At 60.2% G+C, this 18,682-nt stretch carries 21 protein-coding genes; 13 read left to right on the top strand and 8 right to left on the bottom strand.

Annotated features, from left to right (window positions below):
• Positions 1 to 21 precede the first annotated feature (21 nt).
• Positions 22 to 672 carry a TetR/AcrR family transcriptional regulator gene (locus ACP7E0_RS03355; protein ID WP_426122946.1) on the bottom strand — a complete coding sequence of 217 codons (651 nt, stop codon included), beginning with the start codon at positions 670 to 672 and terminating at the stop codon, positions 22 to 24.
• A gap of 273 nt (positions 673 to 945) precedes the next feature.
• On the opposite strand from ACP7E0_RS03355, the gene ACP7E0_RS03350 reads away from it, so the two are divergent.
• The 3 genes from ACP7E0_RS03350 to ACP7E0_RS03340 are packed head-to-tail and all read left to right on the top strand — an operon-like array spanning position 946 to position 2,117.
• A complete protein-coding gene (locus ACP7E0_RS03350; RefSeq protein WP_426122945.1) occupies positions 946 to 1,395 on the top strand; it encodes a hypothetical protein in 450 nt (149 codons plus the stop codon).
• Between the two features lie 17 nt (positions 1,396 to 1,412).
• Complete coding sequence (locus ACP7E0_RS03345) at positions 1,413 to 1,724, top strand: hypothetical protein (RefSeq protein ID WP_426122943.1); 312 nt, start codon at positions 1,413 to 1,415, stop codon at positions 1,722 to 1,724.
• A 33-nt stretch (positions 1,725 to 1,757) separates the two neighbouring features.
• Entirely contained in the window at positions 1,758 to 2,117 is a 360-nt protein-coding gene (locus tag ACP7E0_RS03340; protein WP_426122942.1) for a DUF4087 domain-containing protein, read from the top strand.
• 2 nt (positions 2,118 to 2,119) lie between these two features.
• On the opposite strand, the gene ACP7E0_RS03335 is transcribed toward ACP7E0_RS03340, so the two are convergent.
• Entirely contained in the window at positions 2,120 to 3,025 is a 906-nt protein-coding gene (locus tag ACP7E0_RS03335; RefSeq protein WP_426122941.1) for a LysR family transcriptional regulator, read from the bottom strand.
• A 95-nt stretch (positions 3,026 to 3,120) separates the two neighbouring features.
• Here ACP7E0_RS03335 and ACP7E0_RS03330 point away from each other — a divergent pair, with 95 nt between their 5' ends.
• A complete protein-coding gene (locus ACP7E0_RS03330; RefSeq protein ID WP_426122940.1) occupies positions 3,121 to 4,176 on the top strand; it encodes an SDR family oxidoreductase in 1,056 nt (351 codons plus the stop codon).
• A 332-nt stretch (positions 4,177 to 4,508) separates the two neighbouring features.
• On the opposite strand, the gene ACP7E0_RS03325 is transcribed toward ACP7E0_RS03330, so the two are convergent.
• Complete coding sequence (locus ACP7E0_RS03325) at positions 4,509 to 5,804, bottom strand: NAD(P)/FAD-dependent oxidoreductase (RefSeq protein ID WP_426122938.1); 1,296 nt, start codon at positions 5,802 to 5,804, stop codon at positions 4,509 to 4,511.
• A 108-nt stretch (positions 5,805 to 5,912) separates the two neighbouring features.
• Positions 5,913 to 6,377, bottom strand: coding sequence for an Lrp/AsnC family transcriptional regulator (locus ACP7E0_RS03320; protein WP_426122937.1), 465 nt, complete (start codon positions 6,375 to 6,377; stop codon positions 5,913 to 5,915).
• A 173-nt stretch (positions 6,378 to 6,550) separates the two neighbouring features.
• Here ACP7E0_RS03320 and ACP7E0_RS03315 point away from each other — a divergent pair, with 173 nt between their 5' ends.
• Positions 6,551 to 7,270 (top strand): aspartate/glutamate racemase family protein, encoded by a 720-nt coding sequence (locus tag ACP7E0_RS03315; RefSeq protein ID WP_426122936.1) that lies wholly within the window; start codon positions 6,551 to 6,553, stop codon positions 7,268 to 7,270.
• 65 nt (positions 7,271 to 7,335) lie between these two features.
• Positions 7,336 to 8,328, top strand: coding sequence for a bifunctional helix-turn-helix transcriptional regulator/GNAT family N-acetyltransferase (locus ACP7E0_RS03310; protein ID WP_426122935.1), 993 nt, complete (start codon positions 7,336 to 7,338; stop codon positions 8,326 to 8,328).
• Here ACP7E0_RS03310 and ACP7E0_RS03305 read toward each other — a convergent pair.
• Together ACP7E0_RS03305 and ACP7E0_RS03300 are read right to left on the bottom strand one after the other, a co-directional pair.
• Positions 8,271 to 9,560 carry an FAD-dependent oxidoreductase gene (locus tag ACP7E0_RS03305; RefSeq protein ID WP_426122934.1) on the bottom strand — a complete coding sequence of 430 codons (1,290 nt, stop codon included), beginning with the start codon at positions 9,558 to 9,560 and terminating at the stop codon, positions 8,271 to 8,273. The genes ACP7E0_RS03310 and ACP7E0_RS03305 overlap by 58 nt on opposite strands.
• An 83-nt stretch (positions 9,561 to 9,643) precedes the next feature.
• Positions 9,644 to 10,048 carry a winged helix-turn-helix transcriptional regulator gene (locus ACP7E0_RS03300; RefSeq protein WP_426122932.1) on the bottom strand — a complete coding sequence of 135 codons (405 nt, stop codon included), beginning with the start codon at positions 10,046 to 10,048 and terminating at the stop codon, positions 9,644 to 9,646.
• Between the two features lie 158 nt (positions 10,049 to 10,206).
• On the opposite strand from ACP7E0_RS03300, the gene ACP7E0_RS03295 reads away from it, so the two are divergent.
• Complete coding sequence (locus ACP7E0_RS03295; protein ID WP_426122930.1) at positions 10,207 to 11,094, top strand: SDR family oxidoreductase; 888 nt, start codon at positions 10,207 to 10,209, stop codon at positions 11,092 to 11,094.
• 51 nt (positions 11,095 to 11,145) lie between these two features.
• Here the strand turns inward: ACP7E0_RS03295 and ACP7E0_RS03290 are convergent, their stop codons facing one another.
• Positions 11,146 to 11,898 (bottom strand): pyridoxine 5'-phosphate synthase, encoded by a 753-nt coding sequence (locus ACP7E0_RS03290; RefSeq protein WP_426122929.1) that lies wholly within the window; start codon positions 11,896 to 11,898, stop codon positions 11,146 to 11,148.
• 370 nt (positions 11,899 to 12,268) lie between these two features.
• Here ACP7E0_RS03290 and ACP7E0_RS03285 point away from each other — a divergent pair, with 370 nt between their 5' ends.
• Together ACP7E0_RS03285 and ACP7E0_RS03280 are read left to right on the top strand one after the other, a co-directional pair.
• On the top strand, positions 12,269 to 13,381 hold the full coding sequence (locus tag ACP7E0_RS03285) for a hypothetical protein (protein ID WP_426122928.1): 1,113 nt from the start codon (positions 12,269 to 12,271) through the stop codon (positions 13,379 to 13,381).
• 351 nt (positions 13,382 to 13,732) lie between these two features.
• On the top strand, positions 13,733 to 14,413 hold the full coding sequence (locus ACP7E0_RS03280) for a MerR family transcriptional regulator (RefSeq protein WP_426122927.1): 681 nt from the start codon (positions 13,733 to 13,735) through the stop codon (positions 14,411 to 14,413).
• Between the two features lie 3 nt (positions 14,414 to 14,416).
• On the opposite strand, the gene ACP7E0_RS03275 is transcribed toward ACP7E0_RS03280, so the two are convergent.
• On the bottom strand, positions 14,417 to 15,547 hold the full coding sequence (locus ACP7E0_RS03275; RefSeq protein WP_426122926.1) for an ATP-dependent DNA helicase: 1,131 nt from the start codon (positions 15,545 to 15,547) through the stop codon (positions 14,417 to 14,419).
• Positions 15,548 to 15,765: 218 nt separating this feature from the next.
• Between ACP7E0_RS03275 and ACP7E0_RS03270 the strand changes: the two genes are divergently transcribed.
• The 4 genes from ACP7E0_RS03270 to ACP7E0_RS03255 all read left to right on the top strand — a co-directional run bounded on the left by ACP7E0_RS03270 (position 15,766) and on the right by ACP7E0_RS03255 (position 18,675).
• A complete protein-coding gene (locus ACP7E0_RS03270) occupies positions 15,766 to 16,866 on the top strand; it encodes an AbrB family transcriptional regulator (protein WP_426122925.1) in 1,101 nt (366 codons plus the stop codon).
• A 102-nt stretch (positions 16,867 to 16,968) separates the two neighbouring features.
• The gene (locus tag ACP7E0_RS03265; protein ID WP_426122923.1) at positions 16,969 to 17,343 is read left to right on the top strand and encodes a COG4315 family predicted lipoprotein; all 375 of its coding nucleotides are present in this window, start codon (positions 16,969 to 16,971) and stop codon (positions 17,341 to 17,343) included.
• Positions 17,327 to 17,881, top strand: coding sequence for an RNA polymerase sigma factor (locus tag ACP7E0_RS03260; protein WP_426122922.1), 555 nt, complete (start codon positions 17,327 to 17,329; stop codon positions 17,879 to 17,881). Before ACP7E0_RS03265 ends, ACP7E0_RS03260 begins: the two co-directional genes overlap by 17 nt.
• Positions 17,878 to 18,675, top strand: coding sequence for an anti-sigma factor family protein (locus ACP7E0_RS03255; RefSeq protein ID WP_426122920.1), 798 nt, complete (start codon positions 17,878 to 17,880; stop codon positions 18,673 to 18,675). Before ACP7E0_RS03260 ends, ACP7E0_RS03255 begins: the two co-directional genes overlap by 4 nt.
• Positions 18,676 to 18,682 lie beyond the last annotated feature (7 nt).

Below are 18,682 nucleotides of genomic sequence, written 5' to 3'. Positions count from 1 at the left end.
ATAAAACTCTTCCGGCCGCCCTCAGGACTGTGCCGAACTCTTTTCACTGCCGTAGAGACGGAGGAAAGCAGACACCGCCTTTTCTCCCCTACGGCCGAAATCCTTGACCAAACGGCCACTGTCCTCGCCGAGCAGCATCCGCAGATGCAGGTCGGATACGATCAGGCCGTACAGCGTATCATAGGCGTCGTCGCGGTCGCCGAATACCAAAAGCCCGGCTTCGCGCCCCGCTTCCAGCAACGCGCCAGCGCGTTTGCCGATCTGCCGGCGGCCGCGTTCCTGCAGCATCGATCCGAGCTTGGAGCCGTCGCGGCTCGCCTGTCCGATCGCCAGACGGTTCAGCGCCAGCGAAACATCGCCGGCCAGAACCTCCAGCAGGTCGCGGGCGAACAACACCAGGTGCTCCTGCAGCGTCGCCGCCGTCAGCGTTTCGGCGGCATCGTCGAAGGTGCGGACCTTGCTCGCCTGGAAGCCGATCATCGCCGACAGCAGACCGTCGCGATCGCCGAACCATTTATACAGGCTTTCCTTCGAGCAGTTAGCGGCTCGCGCCACCCCCGCCGTCGTCAGCGCCTTCTCGCCACCATCAACCAGCAGGCGCAGCGCGCTGTCCAGAACATCGTTCTGGCGCGGCGAATAGTCCGGCTGGTGTGGGTGGGCGGCAAGCTGCAAGAAATCATCTCCATTCACAGTACCGTACGGTACGGTTCGCCGCTTATGCCGCAAAGCGGGGAAGCGGTCAAGCCTGTTGGCGAAGGATTTTGAGGCACCACATGGAGCGCAAACAAACCTTCGTCATCGCGAATATAAGCAGCCCGCCAAACGTAGAGAGAATAATGGCCACCAGCACCAAAAATGGACACCTCCACGCCATCCGATCCCGTTCCGTTTCAAGATGTGGTCAGCTAGTGTGCGGCTTCAGACACCCCATATCCCGGAGTTTTCATGCCCCGCCTGCGTACCCTTGCCCTTCTCCTGTTCGCCACGCTTGCTTTTTTCCCCATGACTGTTGCCGCTCAATCCGATGAGGAAGTCTACAACCGGATTGAGTCCCTGCATGGCAATGCCGGGGACCTCAGTGAGCCGTTGCTCAGCCTGGTGGAAGCGATGGGCAACAGCGATGCGGCCACGATCGCCGGACTTGCCAAATATCCTCTGCCGGTGGCGGCCAATGGCGAAAGCTTTGAGATTCAGAGCGCTGACGATTTCATCGAGAATTTCGACACGCTGGTGACGCAAGACACACGGGATGCCGTTGCCGGCCAGACCTTCGGCCAGCTATTCGTCAACAGCGACGGCGTGATGTTGGCGGATGGCGCGGTGTGGATGAGCAATGTCTGCGACAACGGCGATTGCAGTTCATCCCACTGGGCAGTGATCAGCATCAACAACTAATCGGCAGAGGGGAAATCATGCGTCTTGACGTCATTGTGGTTACAGCTGTGATTGCAGTTGCAACAGTAACACCAGGCGCAGCTGCCGACGAAGTGCCCTACGTAGGCAGCTGGGATTGTGGTGTTGCCACCTTCAGCTTCACCAAGGACACCTATGATGCCGGCGAAGGGCCGATGCCGATCCGCAAGGTCGAAAAGGAGGATGGCAACTACATCCTGTCGTTCGACGACAACTACCAGATCGGCCTGTCGAGCGTGACGCAAACGTCGATGCAATGGTTGTCGATGGCAAGCGGCGACACGTTCGATTGCAAGCGCCTGAAACCCTGATTTTTCGTCGCCTGCCTGGCGAAGGACGTACCCATGAAGCTCGCCATCGCAACATTCTTGATTGGTATTGCCGCCGCCTCGCCGCTGCTGGCTGCCGAAACCCGTTGCGGCTGGCTGCAGAACCCGACACCAGCCAACTGGTGGCTGGATGATGCCGATGGCAGCTGGACGATCATGTCGCAAGGCGGCCGCGAAGGGCCTCCCGGCATGGATCTGATCCCGGATATTTCCGGGCGCGACTATGTCCAGACCAACGGCAATTACGGCTATGCCTGCGCCTGCCTTTCGGTCGAGACCGACGACAACGAAGGGTCGATCACCGAGATCCTGTCGTTCCGGCAGCTGGCGCTGTCGAAATGCAAAAACGATGGCAACCTGTCGGCACCGCAATAGTGTCAACTGACCCGGCAGCGCTCGGCGAGGAAATCGAGGAACACCCGCACCCGCGCCGGCATATGGCCGCCCTGGCCGAGAAAGATCGCGTGAACCTCCTCGCTATCTGACACCGTGAAGCTCTCCAACACCGGCACCAGCGCGCCGCGGGTTAAATCGCCTCGCACCTGAAAATCTGCCAGCCGCGCCAGCCCCGCACCCGCCAACGCCAGTTCCCGCAACGCTTCCCCATCGCTTGCCTGAATACTGCCCACCGGCTTGATCGTCCTATCCACACCATCAACACTGAACGGCCAGCCGCCGCTGGCGCGGACATAGTTCGGGCCGAGCATATTGTGCCCGGCCAGATCATCCGGATGTTTTGGCATGCCCTTGCGCTGAATATAGGAGGGAGCCGCCGCGATATGCAGTTTCACCGTGCCCAGTTTTCGCGCCATCAGTGCCGAACTCTTCAATGGTCCCGCCCGTACGGCGACATCGGTGCGATCTTCCAGCAGATCGACGACATGATCGGTGAGCGACAGGTCGAGCGACACATCCGGAAACAGCGCTAAAAAGTCCGGCAGGACCGGCAAAAGCAGGTGCCGGCCGAAAGGGACGTTGGCGCTGACGCGAATGCGCCCGCTCGGGCTGTCGGCCGCCGCGGCCGCCCGTTCCGCCTCGTCGAGATTGGCGAGAACCTGCACGCCATGTTCGTAATAGCGGCAACCCTCCGGCGTCAGCTGCAGCTTGCGCGTCGAGCGATTGACCAGCCGCGCATTCAGCCGGCTTTCCAGCCTGGTCACCAGTTTGCTCACCGCCGAGGGCGTCATGGCGAAATCACGGGCGGCGGCCGAGAAGCCGCCGAGATCGACAACCCGCACGAACACTTCCATCTCGCCGGAGCGATTGATATCCAGCCGTGCCATCGTGCCCTCACCTCACAAATCCTGTGCCTTATCGTTGTCTAGTTCTCAAATCGGCGCGCGTCCATATCTGATCCATCGACACATAGGAGACTGTCATGGACAAGCACAAAACCGCCCTCATCGTCGGCGCTCAAGGCGTCATCGGCGGCAATCTCGCCCGCCATCTTGAAACATTGGAGGATTGGTCGGTCATCGGCCTCTCCCGGCGCGGCGGCACCCCGACGGACAAAATCCGGCATATATCCGTTGACCTGCTCGACCCGGCAGATTGCTTCAACAAACTCGCCGATCTCACCGAAGTGACACACATTTTCTACGCTGCCTATCAGGACCGCCCGACCTGGGCCGAGCTGGTCGAGCCCAACCTGGCCATGCTGGTCAATGTCGTCACCGCCATCGAGCGGGTAGCGCCAAACCTTGCCCATGTCAGCCTGATGCAGGGCTACAAGGTCTATGGCGCCCATCTCGGGCCCTTCAAGACACCGGCGCGCGAGGACGAAGACAATCATATGCCGCCGGAATTCAACATGGACCAGCAGGCGTTTCTGCAAAGCCAGCAGCAAGGTAAAGCCTGGACGTGGTCGGCGCTACGGCCCTCCGTCGTCATCGGCGTTGCTACCGGCAATCCGATGAACCTGGCGATGGTCATCGGCCTCTATGCCTCGATGTCGAAGGAGCTCGGCCTGCCGTTGCGGTTCCCCGGCAAACCAGGCTCCTACGACACGCTGCTCGAAATGACCGACGCCGACCTTCTGGCAAGGGCAACCGTCTGGGCGGCCACCCATCCGCAATGCGCCAACCAGGCTTTCAACATCGCCAATGGCGACCTGTTCCGCTGGAACGAGATGTGGCCGAAGATCGCCCGCTTCTTCGAGATGGAAACGGCTGCACCACTGCCGATGTCGCTCAACGTGGTGATGGCCGACAAGGCAGCCCTCTGGTCGAAAATGAAGGAGAAATACGGACTTGCCGACCACCCGTATGAAACCGTCTCCTCCTGGGGTTTTGGCGATGCGGTGTTCAGCTGGAACTATGATTTCTTCGCCGATGGCACCAAGGCACGGCGGCTGGGGTTCCATGATTATGTGCAGACCGACGAGATGTTCCTGTCGGTGTTCCGCGAGATGCGCGCACAACGGATCATTCCGTAATCGAACGATTGGCTTCGACTAAGTGGTACCGGATGGCCCAGACTGCTGACAAACCCTGATTACCCTTATCTGACGAGAGCGGCGCCCCACTCTCCGTCATGTCAGACCTTGTGGCGGGGATCCAGCGACCCGACGTCCGTCGGGTCAAAAGACTCTTTCAGCTCAATGACTTGAGCTGGGTGGATTCCTGTGACAAGCACAGGAATGACCGAGGATTTGGCAATCGCACAGTTTCTGAAATACTGCAAAATGGTGAGAAAATGACTGGTGTCAGCAAGCTGAACCATCTGGTACCGGATAGCTGAAAATGCTGCAGCCCATCAGTGATGCGGTTACGCGGCCTTGTCACCTTCGGTCGGACTAGCCTGCAGCGTTTCCTTCTGGGTGATCAGCCGTGCGGTATGCTGACCGCTCAGATAGATCCACAGCCAGCTCCAGGCGACGACGAAGCGGCTGCGCGTGCCGATCAGGAAGTAGATATGGGCAATGCCCCAGATCCACCAGGCCAAAGCGCCTTTCAGCTTGAACCGGCCGAAATCGATGATGGCCGACCGCCGGCCGATCGTCGCAAGGCTGCCGTGATGACGATAACGGAAGGGCAGCAACGCCGGCTTCTGCGCCAACCGCGCCTTGATGACCTTGGCCACATAGGCGCCCTGCTGCTTGGCGGCAGGTGCGATGCCCGGCACCGGCTTGCCATCCTCTTGGATCACGGATGCCGTATCGCCGACAACAAAGACATTTGGCAGGCCCGGCGCGCTCAGGTCCTTTTCGACGATGACCCGACCTGCCCTATCAGCCGCAACGCCCAGCCACGCGGCAGCCGGAGAGGCCTGGACACCAGCTGCCCAGACGATCGTCCGGCTGCCGATGAAGCGCTCGCCGATCATCACGCCTTGCGCTGTGCATTCCGTCACCCGCTCGCCGATGTGAACCTCGACGCCAAGCTTCTCGAGCGCCTTCTGCGCATAGGCTGACAGTTCCTCGGCAAAGCCTGCCAGCACCCGCGGCCCAGCCTCGACGAGGATCACCCGGGTCTTGCGGGTGTCGATGTTGCGGAATTCCTGCGGTAGGGTGACATGCGCCAGTTCGGCGATGATCCCGGCCAGCTCGACGCCGGTCGGCCCAGCACCGACGATGGTGAAGGTCAAAAGTGCGGCCCGCGCCTTGGCATCGGTTTCCATCTCGGCCTGCTCGAAGGCGAGCAGCAAGCGACGGCGAATGGTGGTGGCATCCTCCAGCGTCTTCAAGCCCGGCGCCACCGGCTCCCATTCGTCACGGCCGAAATAGGCATGCGTCGCCCCCGTCGCCAGCACCAGTGTATCATAACTGATGGTCTCGCCGCCCCGGAGCGCCAGTGTCCTGGCCGCGGGATCGACGGTATCGACCTCTGCCAGGAGCGTGGTGACCTCCGGCCGATCGCGGAACACCCGCCGGATCGGCCAGGCGATTTCCGATGTCGCCAAAAGGGTCGTTGCCACCTGATAGAGCAGCGGCTGGAAGAGATGATGATTGCGCCGGTCGATCAGGGTGATTCTAACGGGCGCGCCCTTGAGATCCTTGACCAGTTGCAGGCCACCAAATCCGCCACCGACGACGACAACATGGTGTAGGTTATCCTGCGGCATAATCGTATCTCCTGTTTTGAGTACAACTTCTACGTTTCGGCACCGATAGACAACTGCGCTTTCGGCATGGCACCCGTGCACAGGCCGGCAGGGGATTTAGAACGTCACCTACCGCGCATATTCCACCGGCACTGACATGCCGCTCTTGAGGATTTCCATCGAGATCGAGGCCGAGACATCAAACAGTTCAACCTTGCGGACGATCTGCTTGTAGATGACGTCGTAATGCTCGACGCGCGGCAACACGACCTTGAGGATATAGTCGTAATTGCCCGTCAGCCGGTGCGCCTCGACGATTTCGGGAATATCGGCAACCACCTTGCGAAAGACGTCGATCCAGTCGTCGGAATGGTGCGCCGTCTTGATCAGAGCAAAGACCGTGGTCGGCACGCCCATCCTGTCGCGGTCGAGAACCGCGATCCGCCGGGCAACATAGCCCGTCTCCTCCAGCCGCTGGATGCGTCGCGAACAGGCGGAGATCGACAGGCTGACCTTGTCGGCGAGATCCCCAACCGACAAGCTGGCATCCTCCTGCAGCAACGACAGAATCTTCCGGTCCCTTTCGTCCAGCACGCCTTGTTCTCCCCGACACCTTTGCCCACTCAAGAAATATTTGCGCACAAATTTAAAATCATGCAAAAAATACGCGCAAATGATCGCAATGTCACCCAACAAAGCGAACTCTTTCCGCCATACATCGGTGACAATTACCGCATCAAAAAACACAGCGGAACAGGAACGGCATCATGCGCAAGATCGGTCTCATCGGTGGAATGAGCTTTGAAAGCTCGGCAGTCTATTACCGGATGATCAACGAGGCCGTACGCGAGCGGCTGGGCGGCCTGCATTCGGCCGAAGTCATGCTGCATTCGGTCGATTTCCAGACCATTGTCGATCTGCAGAAGGCCGGCCGCTGGGATGACGCCGCCAAGCGCCTGTCCGAGGTTGCCCAAGGGCTCGAAGCCGCTGGCGCGGGCTGCGTGCTGATCTGCACCAACACGATGCACCTGATCGCCGACGAAGTTCAGGCGTCGATTGCCGTACCGCTGATCAACATCATCGACGAAACGGCCGCCTCGATGAAGGGCGCCGGCATCAAGCGCCCGCTGCTGCTCGCCACGCGCTACACCATGGAACACGGCTTTTATACCAACCGCATGGCTGCCGATGGCGTCGATGTCCTGGTGCCGAGTGCCGAGGATCGTACCCTCGTGCACGACATCATCTTCAATGAACTCTGCGCCGGCGTCATCCTCGACAGCTCGCGGCAGGCACTGATGGCCGTCATCGAGCGCGCGAAAAACCAGGGCGCCGATGCCATCATCCTCGGCTGCACCGAAATCTGCCTGATTCTCGATCCGAAGAACCTGCCACTGCCCGGCTTCGATTCCACCGCGATCCATGCGGATGCTGCCGTCGAATTTGCGCTTGAAGGCGTATCGCAGAGCGGCAAGCAGGCTGCCTGAGGCCACCTCAACAATACTTGACTCAGTCAAATAAATTGCGATCATGGCATTCGAAGGAGAATGCCATGTCACACTCAACTTTGTCTCAGCCAGCCTTTGCCGAAATCGGCGATGACGAGATAGAGAAGATTCGCGCCTTCAACCGGTTCTACACCAATCGGATCGGCGTGCTCGACCGCGCCTTCATGGACACGCCCTATACGCTGACCGAAGCGCGCGTCATCTATGAGCTGGCGGCGCACGGCACCACATCGGCATCCCATCTCACGGAAGAGCTTTCGCTCGATCCGGCCTATCTCAGCCGCCTGCTCAAATCCTTCACCGATGCCGGCCTGCTCGAAACCACGAGAGACCCGGCCGATGGCCGTGGCCGCCTGCTGCAGTTGACGCTGCGCGGCCGTGGCGTCGCCACCGATCTGGCGCAGCGCTCGCGTCAGCGTATCGCCGCGCTGCTGGAACCGATCAGCGAAAACGATCGCTGCGATCTCGGCGCGGCCATGGCATCTGTGCAGACGCTATTGTCCGGCGGCAAAAGCGCCGCAGCGTCCCTCACCATCCGGCCGCACCGGATCGGCGACATGGGTATGGTCATCTCCAGCCAGGCAAAGGCCTATGCCGAAACCTATGGCTGGAACGGCGAGTATGAAGCGCTGGTCGCGGAAATCTGCGCTGCCTTCATCCGCAATTTCGACCCCGCCCGTGAACATTGCTGGATCGCAGAACGCAATGGCACATTCCTCGGCAGCATTTTTCTCGTCAAGGGCAGCAGCGAAGGGACGGCAAAACTGCGCCTTCTCCACATCGATAGCGCCGCACGCGGACAAGGCCTTGGTTCACGGCTGGTCACCGAATGTATCAATTTTGCCAAAAGCGCCGGTTACCGGCGGCTGGAACTCTGGACCAACGACATCCTCGTCTCTGCCCGCCGTATCTACATCGCGGCCGGATTCACGCTGGAAAATGAAGAGACGCACCACTCGTTCGGCAAGGATCTGACCGGTCAGATCTGGGCACTGGATCTGACGGCAGCAACCTCCGGCGACGCCCTGTCGGCTTGAGAAGGCGGCGAAAGCCAGTCATGTTCCGTCAAACCGGCGGATTTGAAGGGATTGATCACGGTGCCTGCGACAATCGCAGCCAAAAAACCCGGCATCGGCGGCACTTTGGCGATGGTGGAGACCAGCCGGTCACGCACCCAGGCAATCGCGGCTGAATCCGACTGGTAGAACGGCGTGAAGGCGAGCGACAGTATCTGGAACAGCCGCACGTGATTGCGCCGGGCATGTGCATAGGCCGCCAGAGCAGAGGCAAGCTCGGAGTGATTGGCCAGCGCATGGCTGAGCGCTGCCGCATCGAGCAGGGCCATGTTGGCGCCCTGCCCCAGTTGCGGGCTGGTTGAATGGGCACTGTCGCCGATGAAGACCACATTGCCGCAATAGGGCGGCATTGCCGTCCGGTGCGCATAGCGTGCCAGTGTCAGCTGGCCCCAATCACCGATCTGGTCGAGAAACGGCTGACAGTCCGGCCAGTAGTCGCGAATGACAGACTTCCACCGCTCAAGCCCGGCCGCCTTGACCGCCTCGACATCGGCAATCTTCAGGCTCCAGAAGAACGCCACCTTGTCCGGATCGCCCACGGTGGCGCGACCGGCCGGCAACAGTCCGATCATCACCTTCGCCTTGTCGTAACGTTGCGACAGTGCAGTCCGGTCATAGGCAGCACCCGTACCATCAAGCGTCGCCCAGAAGGCGCCATAAGTGAGGTCGCGAACCGCTGGCGCGGAGGTGGAACCGGCAGCCAGCAGCGAGCGTGCACCACTCGCATCGATGACCAAGTCGTAATCACCGGCATCGTGTAATGCCTGATCCTTCAACACAACACGGTCTCTGTTTTGCGCTGTCGAGACCAGATTGATCCCGGTGCGAATGGTGATGCCATCGGCCACCGCCGCATCATGCAACGTGTTGAACAGAGCCGCCCGCTGCACCGCCAGCCCGTAGCGCCCGCCGGGTGCCGCATCATAGCGCACGTCCAGAACGGTCCGGCCACTGACAGCATCGGCGCCATGCAGCCGGTCGATGCGGTTTCCAAGTGTTTGAATGGTGTCGAACAGGCCGAGTGCGGCAAGCACCGTCAACCCGGTCGGCTGCATCAACAGGCCCGAGCCAACGGGTGCCGGCGTATCGAAACGTTCAAGGATTTCGACGCGATGACCGGCCCGCGACAGGAAAAGGGCAACCGCCAGTCCCGCGGGCCCCGCTCCCACCACGCCAATATCGATCTGTTTCATCAATGCCTATCCGGATATTGCCCCAGCCGCATCTCTACCAGCGGGCGCAACGAACCGTCCAGCCGATAAAAGCCTGCACAGTGTCAGGCGGCTGCGTCATACTCGACGCGGGCAGCCCGGATCGCCTGATGATGCTCAACCGACCAGTCAACCAACCCCTTGACCAGGACGAGAAAGGACTGGCCAAGCGGGGTCAGGCTGTATTCGACGCTGGGCGGCTGCGTCGGAAAGACCTGACGGCCGATATAGCCGTCGCGCTGCAGGTCGCGCAGCGTCTGGGTCAGCATGCGCTGGGAAATATCCGGGATCAGCCGCCGCAACGCCGAAAACCGCATGGGTCCATCGGCCAAGGCCAGGATCATCAGCGTATTCCACTTGCCACCGATATTGTCGATGACGTCGCGGACCGGGCATTGCTCGCGTGAAAAGGCCATGCCCATCACGACGATCACGCGCTCGCCCTCGGTCTTTCCGGTCATCTTATTCATGGAGCTCGGTATCCTTTACGTAACCACCGCAGAAAAAACTGCCTCCTTTACATCCGCCGGCAGATGACGAAATAAGAGAAGGTCTCATTTAGGAACCATATCTCAAACGGGATGCTTCGGCAACAAACCGGCATCGTTTGACACACAAAGGAACCATCATGTCCGAAACCCTCCTCGTCACCGGTGGCACCGGCAAACTCGGCCGCCTCGTGCTCGATGAACTGCTGGCCTCCGGCAAGGTCGCGCCTTCCGATATCATCGCCACCAGCCGCGATACTGAAAAGCTCGCAGACTATGCGGCAAAGGGTGTGCAGACCCGGGCCGCCGATTTCGACGATGCCGCATCTTTGGATGCCGCCTTCACGGGCGCCGACCGTATCCTGATCATCTCCACCGACGCCCTCGATGAACCGGGCAAGCGTCTGCGCCAGCACCTCTCAGCCGTTGCCGCCGCCAAAAAGGCCGGTGCCAAGCACCTCCTCTATACATCGATGCCAAACCCGGAAACTTCGGTCATCCCCTTCGCGCCGGACCATCTCGGCACCGAAAATGCGATCAAGGCAACCGGCATCGCCTACACGATCCTGCGCAATGGCTGGTACATGGAAAACCTGTTCATGGCCCTGCCGCACGCGCTTACCGAAGGCAAATGGTACAGCGCATCCGGACAGGGAAGGCTGGCCCACATCGCCCGCGCTGACATCGCCAAGGCGACGGCGAACGCCCTTGCGTCAGGCGCAACCGAAAGCAAGACCTACACGCTGACCGGCGAAACGAAGCATACGACGGACGAGGTCGCAGCCCTTGCCGCAAAAGTCACCGGCAAGCCGCTGGAAGTCGTCCATGTCTCCGACGAGCAGCTCGCAGGCGGCCTGAAAGCGGCTGACCTCCCCGACTTCATCATCCCTGTGGTCGTCTCGTTCGACACCAACACCCGCGAGGGCCATATCGATCTGGTGACGGCCGATGCAGGCAAGCTTTCGGGTCAGAAACTGACTTCGCTCGAAGATTTCCTGGCCGCCAGCAAATCAGTACTGCTCGGTTAAACGACAAAGGGCTCCGCTAAACGGAGCCCTTTTTTATGTGCTCATGTGATATCAGATATCCTGCCCGCAGGCGCGGCAGAAGCGGCGGACGGTTTCCGCCATGCCGAACTCCAGTGCATCCGCAGTCAGACCGTGGCCGATCGAGACTTCGGCAAGATTGGAAATCCGCGCCGCAAGCGCCGGCAGGTTGGCGACGGTCAGGTCATGACCGGCATTGACCCCGAGCCCCAGGGTCGCGGCAAGATCGGCGGTCTGGCCCAATTCCTCCAGCAGCACCGCGCCGCGCTCGGGATCGTCGTAGCAGCCGCCATAGGGGCCGGTGTAGAGCTCGATCCGGTCGGCACCGGTTTCCCTGGCGATCGTCAGTGCCTCAAGGTCCGGATCGCCGTCGGCAAACACCGACACGCGAAAACCGCCCTTCTTCAATCGTCCAACGACATTGCCGAGCAGATTATGGTTCTTGCGAAAATCCCATCCGTGGTCCGAGGTCGCCTGCGCCGGATCGTCAGGCACCAACGTTACCTGCTCCGGCTGATGGCGCGCGACAAGCTGCAGGAATTCCTCGTTCGGAAACCCTTCCATGTTGAATTCAGTCTCGGGATAGAGGTCGTCGATCAGCGCGCGGATCGGCGCCAGATCGGAAAAACGGATATGCCGCTGATCGGGCCGCGGATGCACGGTGAGGCCGCTCGCACCTGCCTCTAGCGCAATCTGCCCAAGTCCGGTAACGGACGGCCAGGGGAGATCGCGGCGGTTCCGCAGCATCGCGATCGCATTCAGGTTCACGGAGAGTTTCGCAGCCATTTCAGCACCTTCCAAGGATACCGCCGTCGTTACGGCGCCCTTTCTAGCGATAACTCCGCCAGCCCGCAACAAACCTGCGCAAGCGAAAGTGTCTCCGTGACAATAAACCATAAGATCATGCCACCCGGCTTTATTTCAGACAAATCTCACGGTTAATGCTACCAAGACCTGACAAATCAAAAAAACTTCGATTTAATAGAGACTCAAGTACAATGATGCGCTCCCAAACAGTGAGCGGCTGTGCTGGACCTCACGAAACGACCGAACTGGAACCAATGAACCCTCGTTTTTGCCTCGACTTCATCGAATCGCCCCTTGCTCGCGCCGCCGCGATGCAGGCTTCGAGAGATTTTTCGGGTAAGGCACATTGATGCAAAACTGCGACAGACCTGACGACCACGCAATCCATCAGTCCCTCAACAGCATTTTGTCGAGCGCTCTTTTCTCGCGTTCCGAAAGGCTGCGTGCTTTTCTGAAATATGTCGTCGACAAGGAAATCGAAGGCACCGGTCACCAGTTGAAGGGCTATACGATCGGCATCGACGTCTTTGACCGGCCGCAGGCATTCAACGCCGACAGCGATCCATTGGTCCGCGTCCATGCCGGCAAGCTGAGAAAGCTGCTGGCAACGTACTATGCGACCGAAGGCGCCTTGGACGAATGGCGCATCGACATACCGAAAGGCACCTATGTGCCGGAATACCGGCGCCAGCGTGTCTCTTCCGAAACGACAACGTCGGCGCGGCCACCAGTGCAGCCGCGCCGCGCCGGAAACAGGCGCTTCTCCTGGTTGCCGGCGCCCCTTTCCTCGCCGCTAGCCGTGCTCTCAGTCCTGCCGTTGCTGATCTTCGTGCCCCTGACATCGACTGCGATGAGCGTCAACATACCGGCGCAAACGCGCCTGCATGGCGCCGTTCTGGAGCGCCGGTTCGCCGACGACCTGCCGAAGATAACGGTGCGCGCGCAGTGGCCACGCACCGGCAAGGCAGCACAATTTGCCGATGCGCTACGCACCGCCTCCTCGCACTACCCGACCGTTGCAGCAATGCCCGGCAAGGTAAGCAAATTACAGGCGTCGCCAACGACAACGTATCCGCTGGCTTTCACCATTTCCGTGGTGGAACAGGAATCACCCGCCGGCCTACGGGTACTGATCTCCAACGATGTGTCTTCGGACACGCTCTACGATCGCTTCATCGACGGATCGAAATTGGCAAGCGAAGCCGATGTCCTTTACGAAAGCCTGTCCTTCGCCACAAAGATCCTGTCGACGGACGGCGATATCTTTCGCTATGCGAGCGAAGCCGACATCGATAGCCCGCTCATGAAATGCATGACGATGACGGATGCCTACCGGTACCAGCAGACCCGCGAGACGTTTCAGAAGGCCAAGTCCTGCCAGGAGAAACTGTCGGTCGAACATAGGCAGAAGTTGAAATTCGTTATCAGCGCTGGGGCGTTACCGCTGACACTTATCCGGTAACCTGTTTCGGAATTTTTGGCCTCAATGGCCAGAATGGCAAGAAATCGCTGCTAAGAACACTATATTTCGGCCGGAAACCTGTGATTTAGCAGGGATTTCCCAAGTTTTATCCCTAATATTACTAGCTATTCAGCATGAAGCGCGGCGTGTATTCTCAGTTTGCAAGTGGAAAAGGCTTGGTCGCTCATCAAGCCGGCACAATAGTCTTGAGTATCCGTCCCTTTTGGATGGCGTGCATGGCATTGAAGAGCAGCCCTAGGGAGACGAGCGCCGCGTTTTAGAGCGTAAGCAGCGGATGCCGTCTCCAGGTCTTCTTAGCGACGGCCAAACAGCGGGGGGCTATTTCGCAAAATGCCAGAACAGGGAAAGACACATCCTTCTCAACCGGGTCACCGGCAATCGTCCGGTTTTATTCCCCACCTACCCTTGCCGGGAACCATAGCCGACAATCATGTCGGCATCGCCGACATGGCGGATGCCTTCGGCGTCACCCACCGGACCCTGCACTTCTACGAGGAAAAGGGCCTGCTTTCGGCGGATAGAATGGGGCCGATGCGGGTCTACGGATTGGAAGACATCCGGCGCATGACCGTCATCAATGCCTGCCGCGAGATCGACATGCCGATCGCCGCCATCCAGGATCTGATGGCGGCCCTCAGCGCGGCCATCAGCCAGCAGGATGCAGCGCGGATTTTCGAAGATGCCCTGCATGCGCGAAAACGGGAACTCGCGGCCCAGCAATCCATCCTGCGGCGCCAGATGCAGCGGATCAGCGAACTCCTGGAATCAGCGGCCGAAGGCGACAACCCGGAGCGCATCGCCCTGCCGCCCATCCATCTTTCACCAATCGAGACGAAGTGTCTCGTCTTCATGGCTGAAGGCTACCCGGCGAACCGGATCGCCACGATGATGGATATGGATCTCACCGCCGTCCTGACGCTTGAATCCGACATCATCCGCAAATTCAACGGCCACAACCGCTTCCAGGCGGTTGCCAAGGCCGTGCTCTTGGGATTTGTATCTGCGGAATAGGCGTCAGCGCACGATCGTCAGCGTCTCGGCCGCGCGTGTGATCGCGGTATAGAGCCAGCGCTCGCGGGTATCGCGGAACGCCCAGCTTTCATCGAACAGAACCACATTGTTCCATTGCGAGCCCTGCGCCTTGTGCACCGTCAGCGCGTAGCCATAGTCGAACTCGTCATAACGCTTGCGCGTCGACCAGGGAATTTCGCCTTCGACGTCCTCGAACGCGGTTTTCAGCAGCTTGATCTTGGCTGCACCCCGATCCATGTCGTCATCTTCCGGCCGGATCATCAGGTTGATGCCGGGCTTCACCGTTTCCTTGGACGACGTCATCACCTGCCAGAGCGAGCCGTTGAGCAGACCCTTGGCCGGGTCGTTGCGCAGGCAGACGAGTTTGTCGCCAGCCTGCGGATACTCGGTGGTAAAGCCCTTCAGTTCACGCAGGCGCGTATTGTAGCGGCGGCGGGTCTTGTTGGTGCCAACCAGCACCTGATCGGCGCCGAGCACCAGGTCCTGCGTCACCTCGTTCTTGGAGATGATCCTGGCCGTCGAGCCATAGTCGCCGTGCATGATCTCCTTGCCCTCGCGTACATGCATGGCAAGCTGGATGATCGGATTGTCGCGCGCCTGACGGTGAATATCCGTCAAAAGGTAGTCGGGCTCCTCGTTGGTGAAATAGCCCCCGCCCGAGACCGGCGGAAGCTGGCCCGGATCGCCAAGCACCAGGATCGGCGTGCCAAAGCTCATCAGGTCCCGGCCGAGCGCTTCGTCGACCATCGAGCACTCGTCGATGATGATCAGCGCCGCCTTGGCGACGGGTGACTGCCGGTTGATCGAAAACATTGGGGCGATCGAGGTCTTGCCGGTCTCTTCGTCCGACACCTCTTCTTCGCCACGCGGCCGGTAGATCAGCGAATGGATGGTCCGGGCGTTCTTTGCGCCCTTGGAGCGCAGGACCTGTGCGGCCTTGCCGGTAAAGGCGGCAAACAGCACGTCGCCCTCGACATGCTCGGCGAAATGCCGGGCAAGCGTCGTTTTTCCGGTCCCTGCATAGCCGAACAGCCGGAACAGCGGCGAACGCCCTTCCTTCAACCAGCGCGAAACGGCCTTGAGGGCCTCATCCTGTTGCGGTGCGAATTCCATGTTTGTTCTATTGCCCGATTCGGGGCGGCCTGTCGCGTCTTGCAGCGCTGATCGACGGTTCGCGGTGCCGTCGTCCGCATCACATTTTCGCTCGCAAGTGCTGGATACCGCAAGAAACTGCCACACCCTATCGCATATCGCGGGGCTACAACCCGTGATAATAATCTCTCCGCCCGCCTCCCAAGCGCTGCCCCTTCTGCAATTCGAAAGTGCCCCACGTGACGCCTGAACCTTCCGAAGACCCGTCCGCTCCCGTGGCCTCGGGCATCGGCCGCTGGTCTGCCCCGATGCAATGGGGCTTCCTCATCCTCATCTCCGCAATCCTTGCCGGCGGGCTCGAACTCACCGGCATTCCGGCAGCCCTTTTGATGGGGCCGATGGTGGCCGGCGCCATCGTCGGCATGAATGGCGGTACCATCCGGCTACCGCGCCCGGCCTTTCTCTGTGCCCAGGCGCTGATCGGCACAATAATCGCCGAAACCATCCGCCCCGGCATTCTGACGACCTTCTTTTCAAACTGGCCGCTGTTCCTCGCCATCGTGTTGTCGGTCATCGCCATGAGCACGTTCAGCGGCTTTGTCATCAGCAAGCTCAACATCCTGCCCGGTACGACGGCGATCTGGGGCTCCTCGGCAGGGGCTGCGACCTCGATGCTGGTGATGGCCGACGCCTATGGCGCCGATGTCAGGCTGGTTGCCTTCATGCAATATCTGCGCGTCGTGTTCGTCGCCGCCGCCGCTTCTATCGTGGCGCGCTATTGGGCCGGGATCGATGGACCCGGACCAGAAATCGTCTGGTTCGGGCCGATCCACCTTGTTCCGTTCCTCGAGACCCTCTTACTTGCGCTTGTGGGCGGCTGTCTCGGCAAATGGCTGCGCATACCGGCGGGCGTATTTCTAGTGCCGTTTCTGCTGGGCTCAGCGCTCAGCGTCAGCGGCATGCTGGTGATCGAAATCCCCGAATGGCTGCTGGCGCTGAGCTATGCCATGCTCGGCTGGAACATCGGGCTCGGCTTCACCCGTCCGATCCTGGCCCATGCCCGCCGTGCGCTCGTACCGACGATCATTTCCATCCTCGTGCTGATCGGCTTTTCCGGACTGCTTGCCTATATCCTTGTACACGCCGCCGGTATCGATCCGTTAACGGCCTATCTTGCCACCAGCCCCGGCGGCATGGATTCAATCGCCATCATCGCCGCCTCCAGCAATGTCGACGTGCCCTTCGTGATGGCGCTGCAGACGGCCCGGTTGCTGATGATCATGGCGATCGGTCCCTCGCTTGCCCGCTTCGTCGCCTCAAAAGCGATACCGCCGCAATAAGTTTTTGCACGAACCGGGAATAAGAAGCGCCCCTCATGTGTCTTACGTTCGAACCGGCTGAAACAACGGTTCGTTCAAACAATTCCAGAGAGGACACATCCCATGAGATTTCTTCCGCTCGTTACCGCATTCTCCCTGATATCCGCCGCCTCCGCTTTCGCCGCCCCGGCAGTTCAGACCGTCGAGACCGACAAGGGCAAGGTCGTCGCTGCCGAAAACGGCATGACGCTCTACACCTACAAGAAGGATGAAAAGGGCGAATCCTACTGCTATGATAAATGCGCCACCAACTGGCCGCCTTATCTCGGCGATGCATCCGCCAAAGCCGAAGGCGACTACACGCTTGTCGATCGCAAGGATGGCAAGAAACAATGGGCTCTCAAGGGCATGCCGCTCTACTTCTGGGTCAAGGACACCAAAAAGGGCGACGCCACCGGCGACGGTGTAGGAAAGGTCTGGGATGCCGCACGCCCCTGATCAGGACACCCGCGTGAAGGGGGCACATCCCCCTTCCGCGGATACGTTCGAAAACCAGATCCTCTCGCTGGTACCGTCACTGCGGCGTTATTCCCGCAGCCTGGCCAAATCCGACAGCGACGGCGAAGACCTCCTGCAGGACTGCGTCGAAAAGGTGCTTGTGCGCCGCGGCCAATGGCGCGGCGTCAACCTGCGTGCCTGGGCGTTCACCATCATGACCAATCTCTACCGCGACCGGCACCGCCGCTCTGCCCAGCATCCGTCCGTGGAACTCAACGACACGCTCGGCTTGATGGCCGAAGACGTTTCGGGCGACCCATTGGAAAAGACCCGGCTCCAAAAGGCGCTGAATGCGCTAAGCCCGGACCATCGTTCGGTGCTGATGCTCGTCGTCATCGAGGGCTATGGCTATCAGGATGTCGCCGACATGCTGGCGATCCCGATCGGCACCGTCATGTCCCGCCTGTCGCGCGCGCGCCGTCAAATGGCAGCGCATCTTGCCGAGAACAACATCGTGACACTGCGGAGACCGAAATGACAGACGACCACAAACCGGTCACCGAAGCTGATCTGCACGCCTATGTCGATGGTTTTCTCGACGAGGTACGCCGGCGCGACGTCGAACTCTGGCTGAGCGTCCACCCGGAGCAAGAAGCCGAAGTCCGCCAATGGCAGGCACAGGCAGCCGAGCTGCATGCCTCGTTCGCAGGTTATGCGCAGGCGAGCGAAAGCGACCGTGCACTTTTGAACACTCAGGGTGCCGCCGCAACATCATCGCCCTCGTGGTGGCGCAAGGCCGCCCTCATCGCCGCCTCATTGACGCTCTTCCTGTCGGGTGCGGCTGCAGGCATCTATGGCGAGAAATTGCGGGGTAACCCAGCGACGATCGAAACAGCCGCTGCAATCGACAGCCTGCCTGGGCAATCCAAGACAGCATTCCTCGTTTATGCCAGCGAAAAGCGCCACCCGGTCGAGGTCGGCGCCGATCAGGAGGATCATCTGGTCACCTGGCTCGGCAAGCGCCTGGACTACAAGCTGGTAGCGCCTGACCTTAAAAGCCTCGGGTTCTCCCTCGTCGGCGGCAGGCTCTTACCCGTCAACGGCAAGGCCGGGGCGATGCTGATGTATCAGGATACGGCCGGCCAGCGGCTAACGGTTCTTCTCGGTAAAAACCCGGAAAACGCCGAAACCAGCTTCCGCTTCGAATCCGCAGGCTCTCTCGAAACCTTCTACTGGATCGACGGCACCATCGGATACGCCGTCACCGGCGAAGTCAGCCGCGCCAAACTGCAGCAAATCGCCGAGGAATGTTATCGGCAGTTCGAAACCTGACGCGAGG

The organism is Pararhizobium sp. PWRC1-1, assembly GCF_049897905.1.
Lineage (GTDB): Bacteria > Pseudomonadota > Alphaproteobacteria > Rhizobiales > Rhizobiaceae > Pararhizobium.
The sequence above is the reverse complement of the archived record's forward strand: the minus strand, read 5'-3'. Positions and strand labels throughout refer to the sequence as shown.

Coding starts and splice junctions, on each gene's coding strand:
- ACP7E0_RS03350 (WP_426122945.1), top strand. CDS start 946: ATGCCCCGCCTGCGTACCCTTGCCCTTCTCCTGTTCGCCACGCTTGCT.
- ACP7E0_RS03345 (WP_426122943.1), top strand. CDS start 1,413: ATGCGTCTTGACGTCATTGTGGTTACAGCTGTGATTGCAGTTGCAACA.
- ACP7E0_RS03340 (WP_426122942.1), top strand. CDS start 1,758: ATGAAGCTCGCCATCGCAACATTCTTGATTGGTATTGCCGCCGCCTCG.
- ACP7E0_RS03335 (WP_426122941.1), bottom strand. CDS start 3,025: ATGGCACGGCTGGATATCAATCGCTCCGGCGAGATGGAAGTGTTCGTG.
- ACP7E0_RS03330 (WP_426122940.1), top strand. CDS start 3,121: ATGGACAAGCACAAAACCGCCCTCATCGTCGGCGCTCAAGGCGTCATC.
- ACP7E0_RS03325 (WP_426122938.1), bottom strand. CDS start 5,804: ATGCCGCAGGATAACCTACACCATGTTGTCGTCGTCGGTGGCGGATTT.
- ACP7E0_RS03315 (WP_426122936.1), top strand. CDS start 6,551: ATGCGCAAGATCGGTCTCATCGGTGGAATGAGCTTTGAAAGCTCGGCA.
- ACP7E0_RS03310 (WP_426122935.1), top strand. CDS start 7,336: ATGTCACACTCAACTTTGTCTCAGCCAGCCTTTGCCGAAATCGGCGAT.
- ACP7E0_RS03305 (WP_426122934.1), bottom strand. CDS start 9,560: ATGAAACAGATCGATATTGGCGTGGTGGGAGCGGGGCCCGCGGGACTG.
- ACP7E0_RS03300 (WP_426122932.1), bottom strand. CDS start 10,048: ATGAATAAGATGACCGGAAAGACCGAGGGCGAGCGCGTGATCGTCGTG.
- ACP7E0_RS03295 (WP_426122930.1), top strand. CDS start 10,207: ATGTCCGAAACCCTCCTCGTCACCGGTGGCACCGGCAAACTCGGCCGC.
- ACP7E0_RS03290 (WP_426122929.1), bottom strand. CDS start 11,898: ATGGCTGCGAAACTCTCCGTGAACCTGAATGCGATCGCGATGCTGCGG.
- ACP7E0_RS03285 (WP_426122928.1), top strand. CDS start 12,269: ATGCAAAACTGCGACAGACCTGACGACCACGCAATCCATCAGTCCCTC.
- ACP7E0_RS03280 (WP_426122927.1), top strand. CDS start 13,733: ATGCCAGAACAGGGAAAGACACATCCTTCTCAACCGGGTCACCGGCAA.
- ACP7E0_RS03275 (WP_426122926.1), bottom strand. CDS start 15,547: ATGGAATTCGCACCGCAACAGGATGAGGCCCTCAAGGCCGTTTCGCGC.
- ACP7E0_RS03265 (WP_426122923.1), top strand. CDS start 16,969: ATGAGATTTCTTCCGCTCGTTACCGCATTCTCCCTGATATCCGCCGCC.
- ACP7E0_RS03260 (WP_426122922.1), top strand. CDS start 17,327: ATGCCGCACGCCCCTGATCAGGACACCCGCGTGAAGGGGGCACATCCC.
- ACP7E0_RS03255 (WP_426122920.1), top strand. CDS start 17,878: ATGACAGACGACCACAAACCGGTCACCGAAGCTGATCTGCACGCCTAT.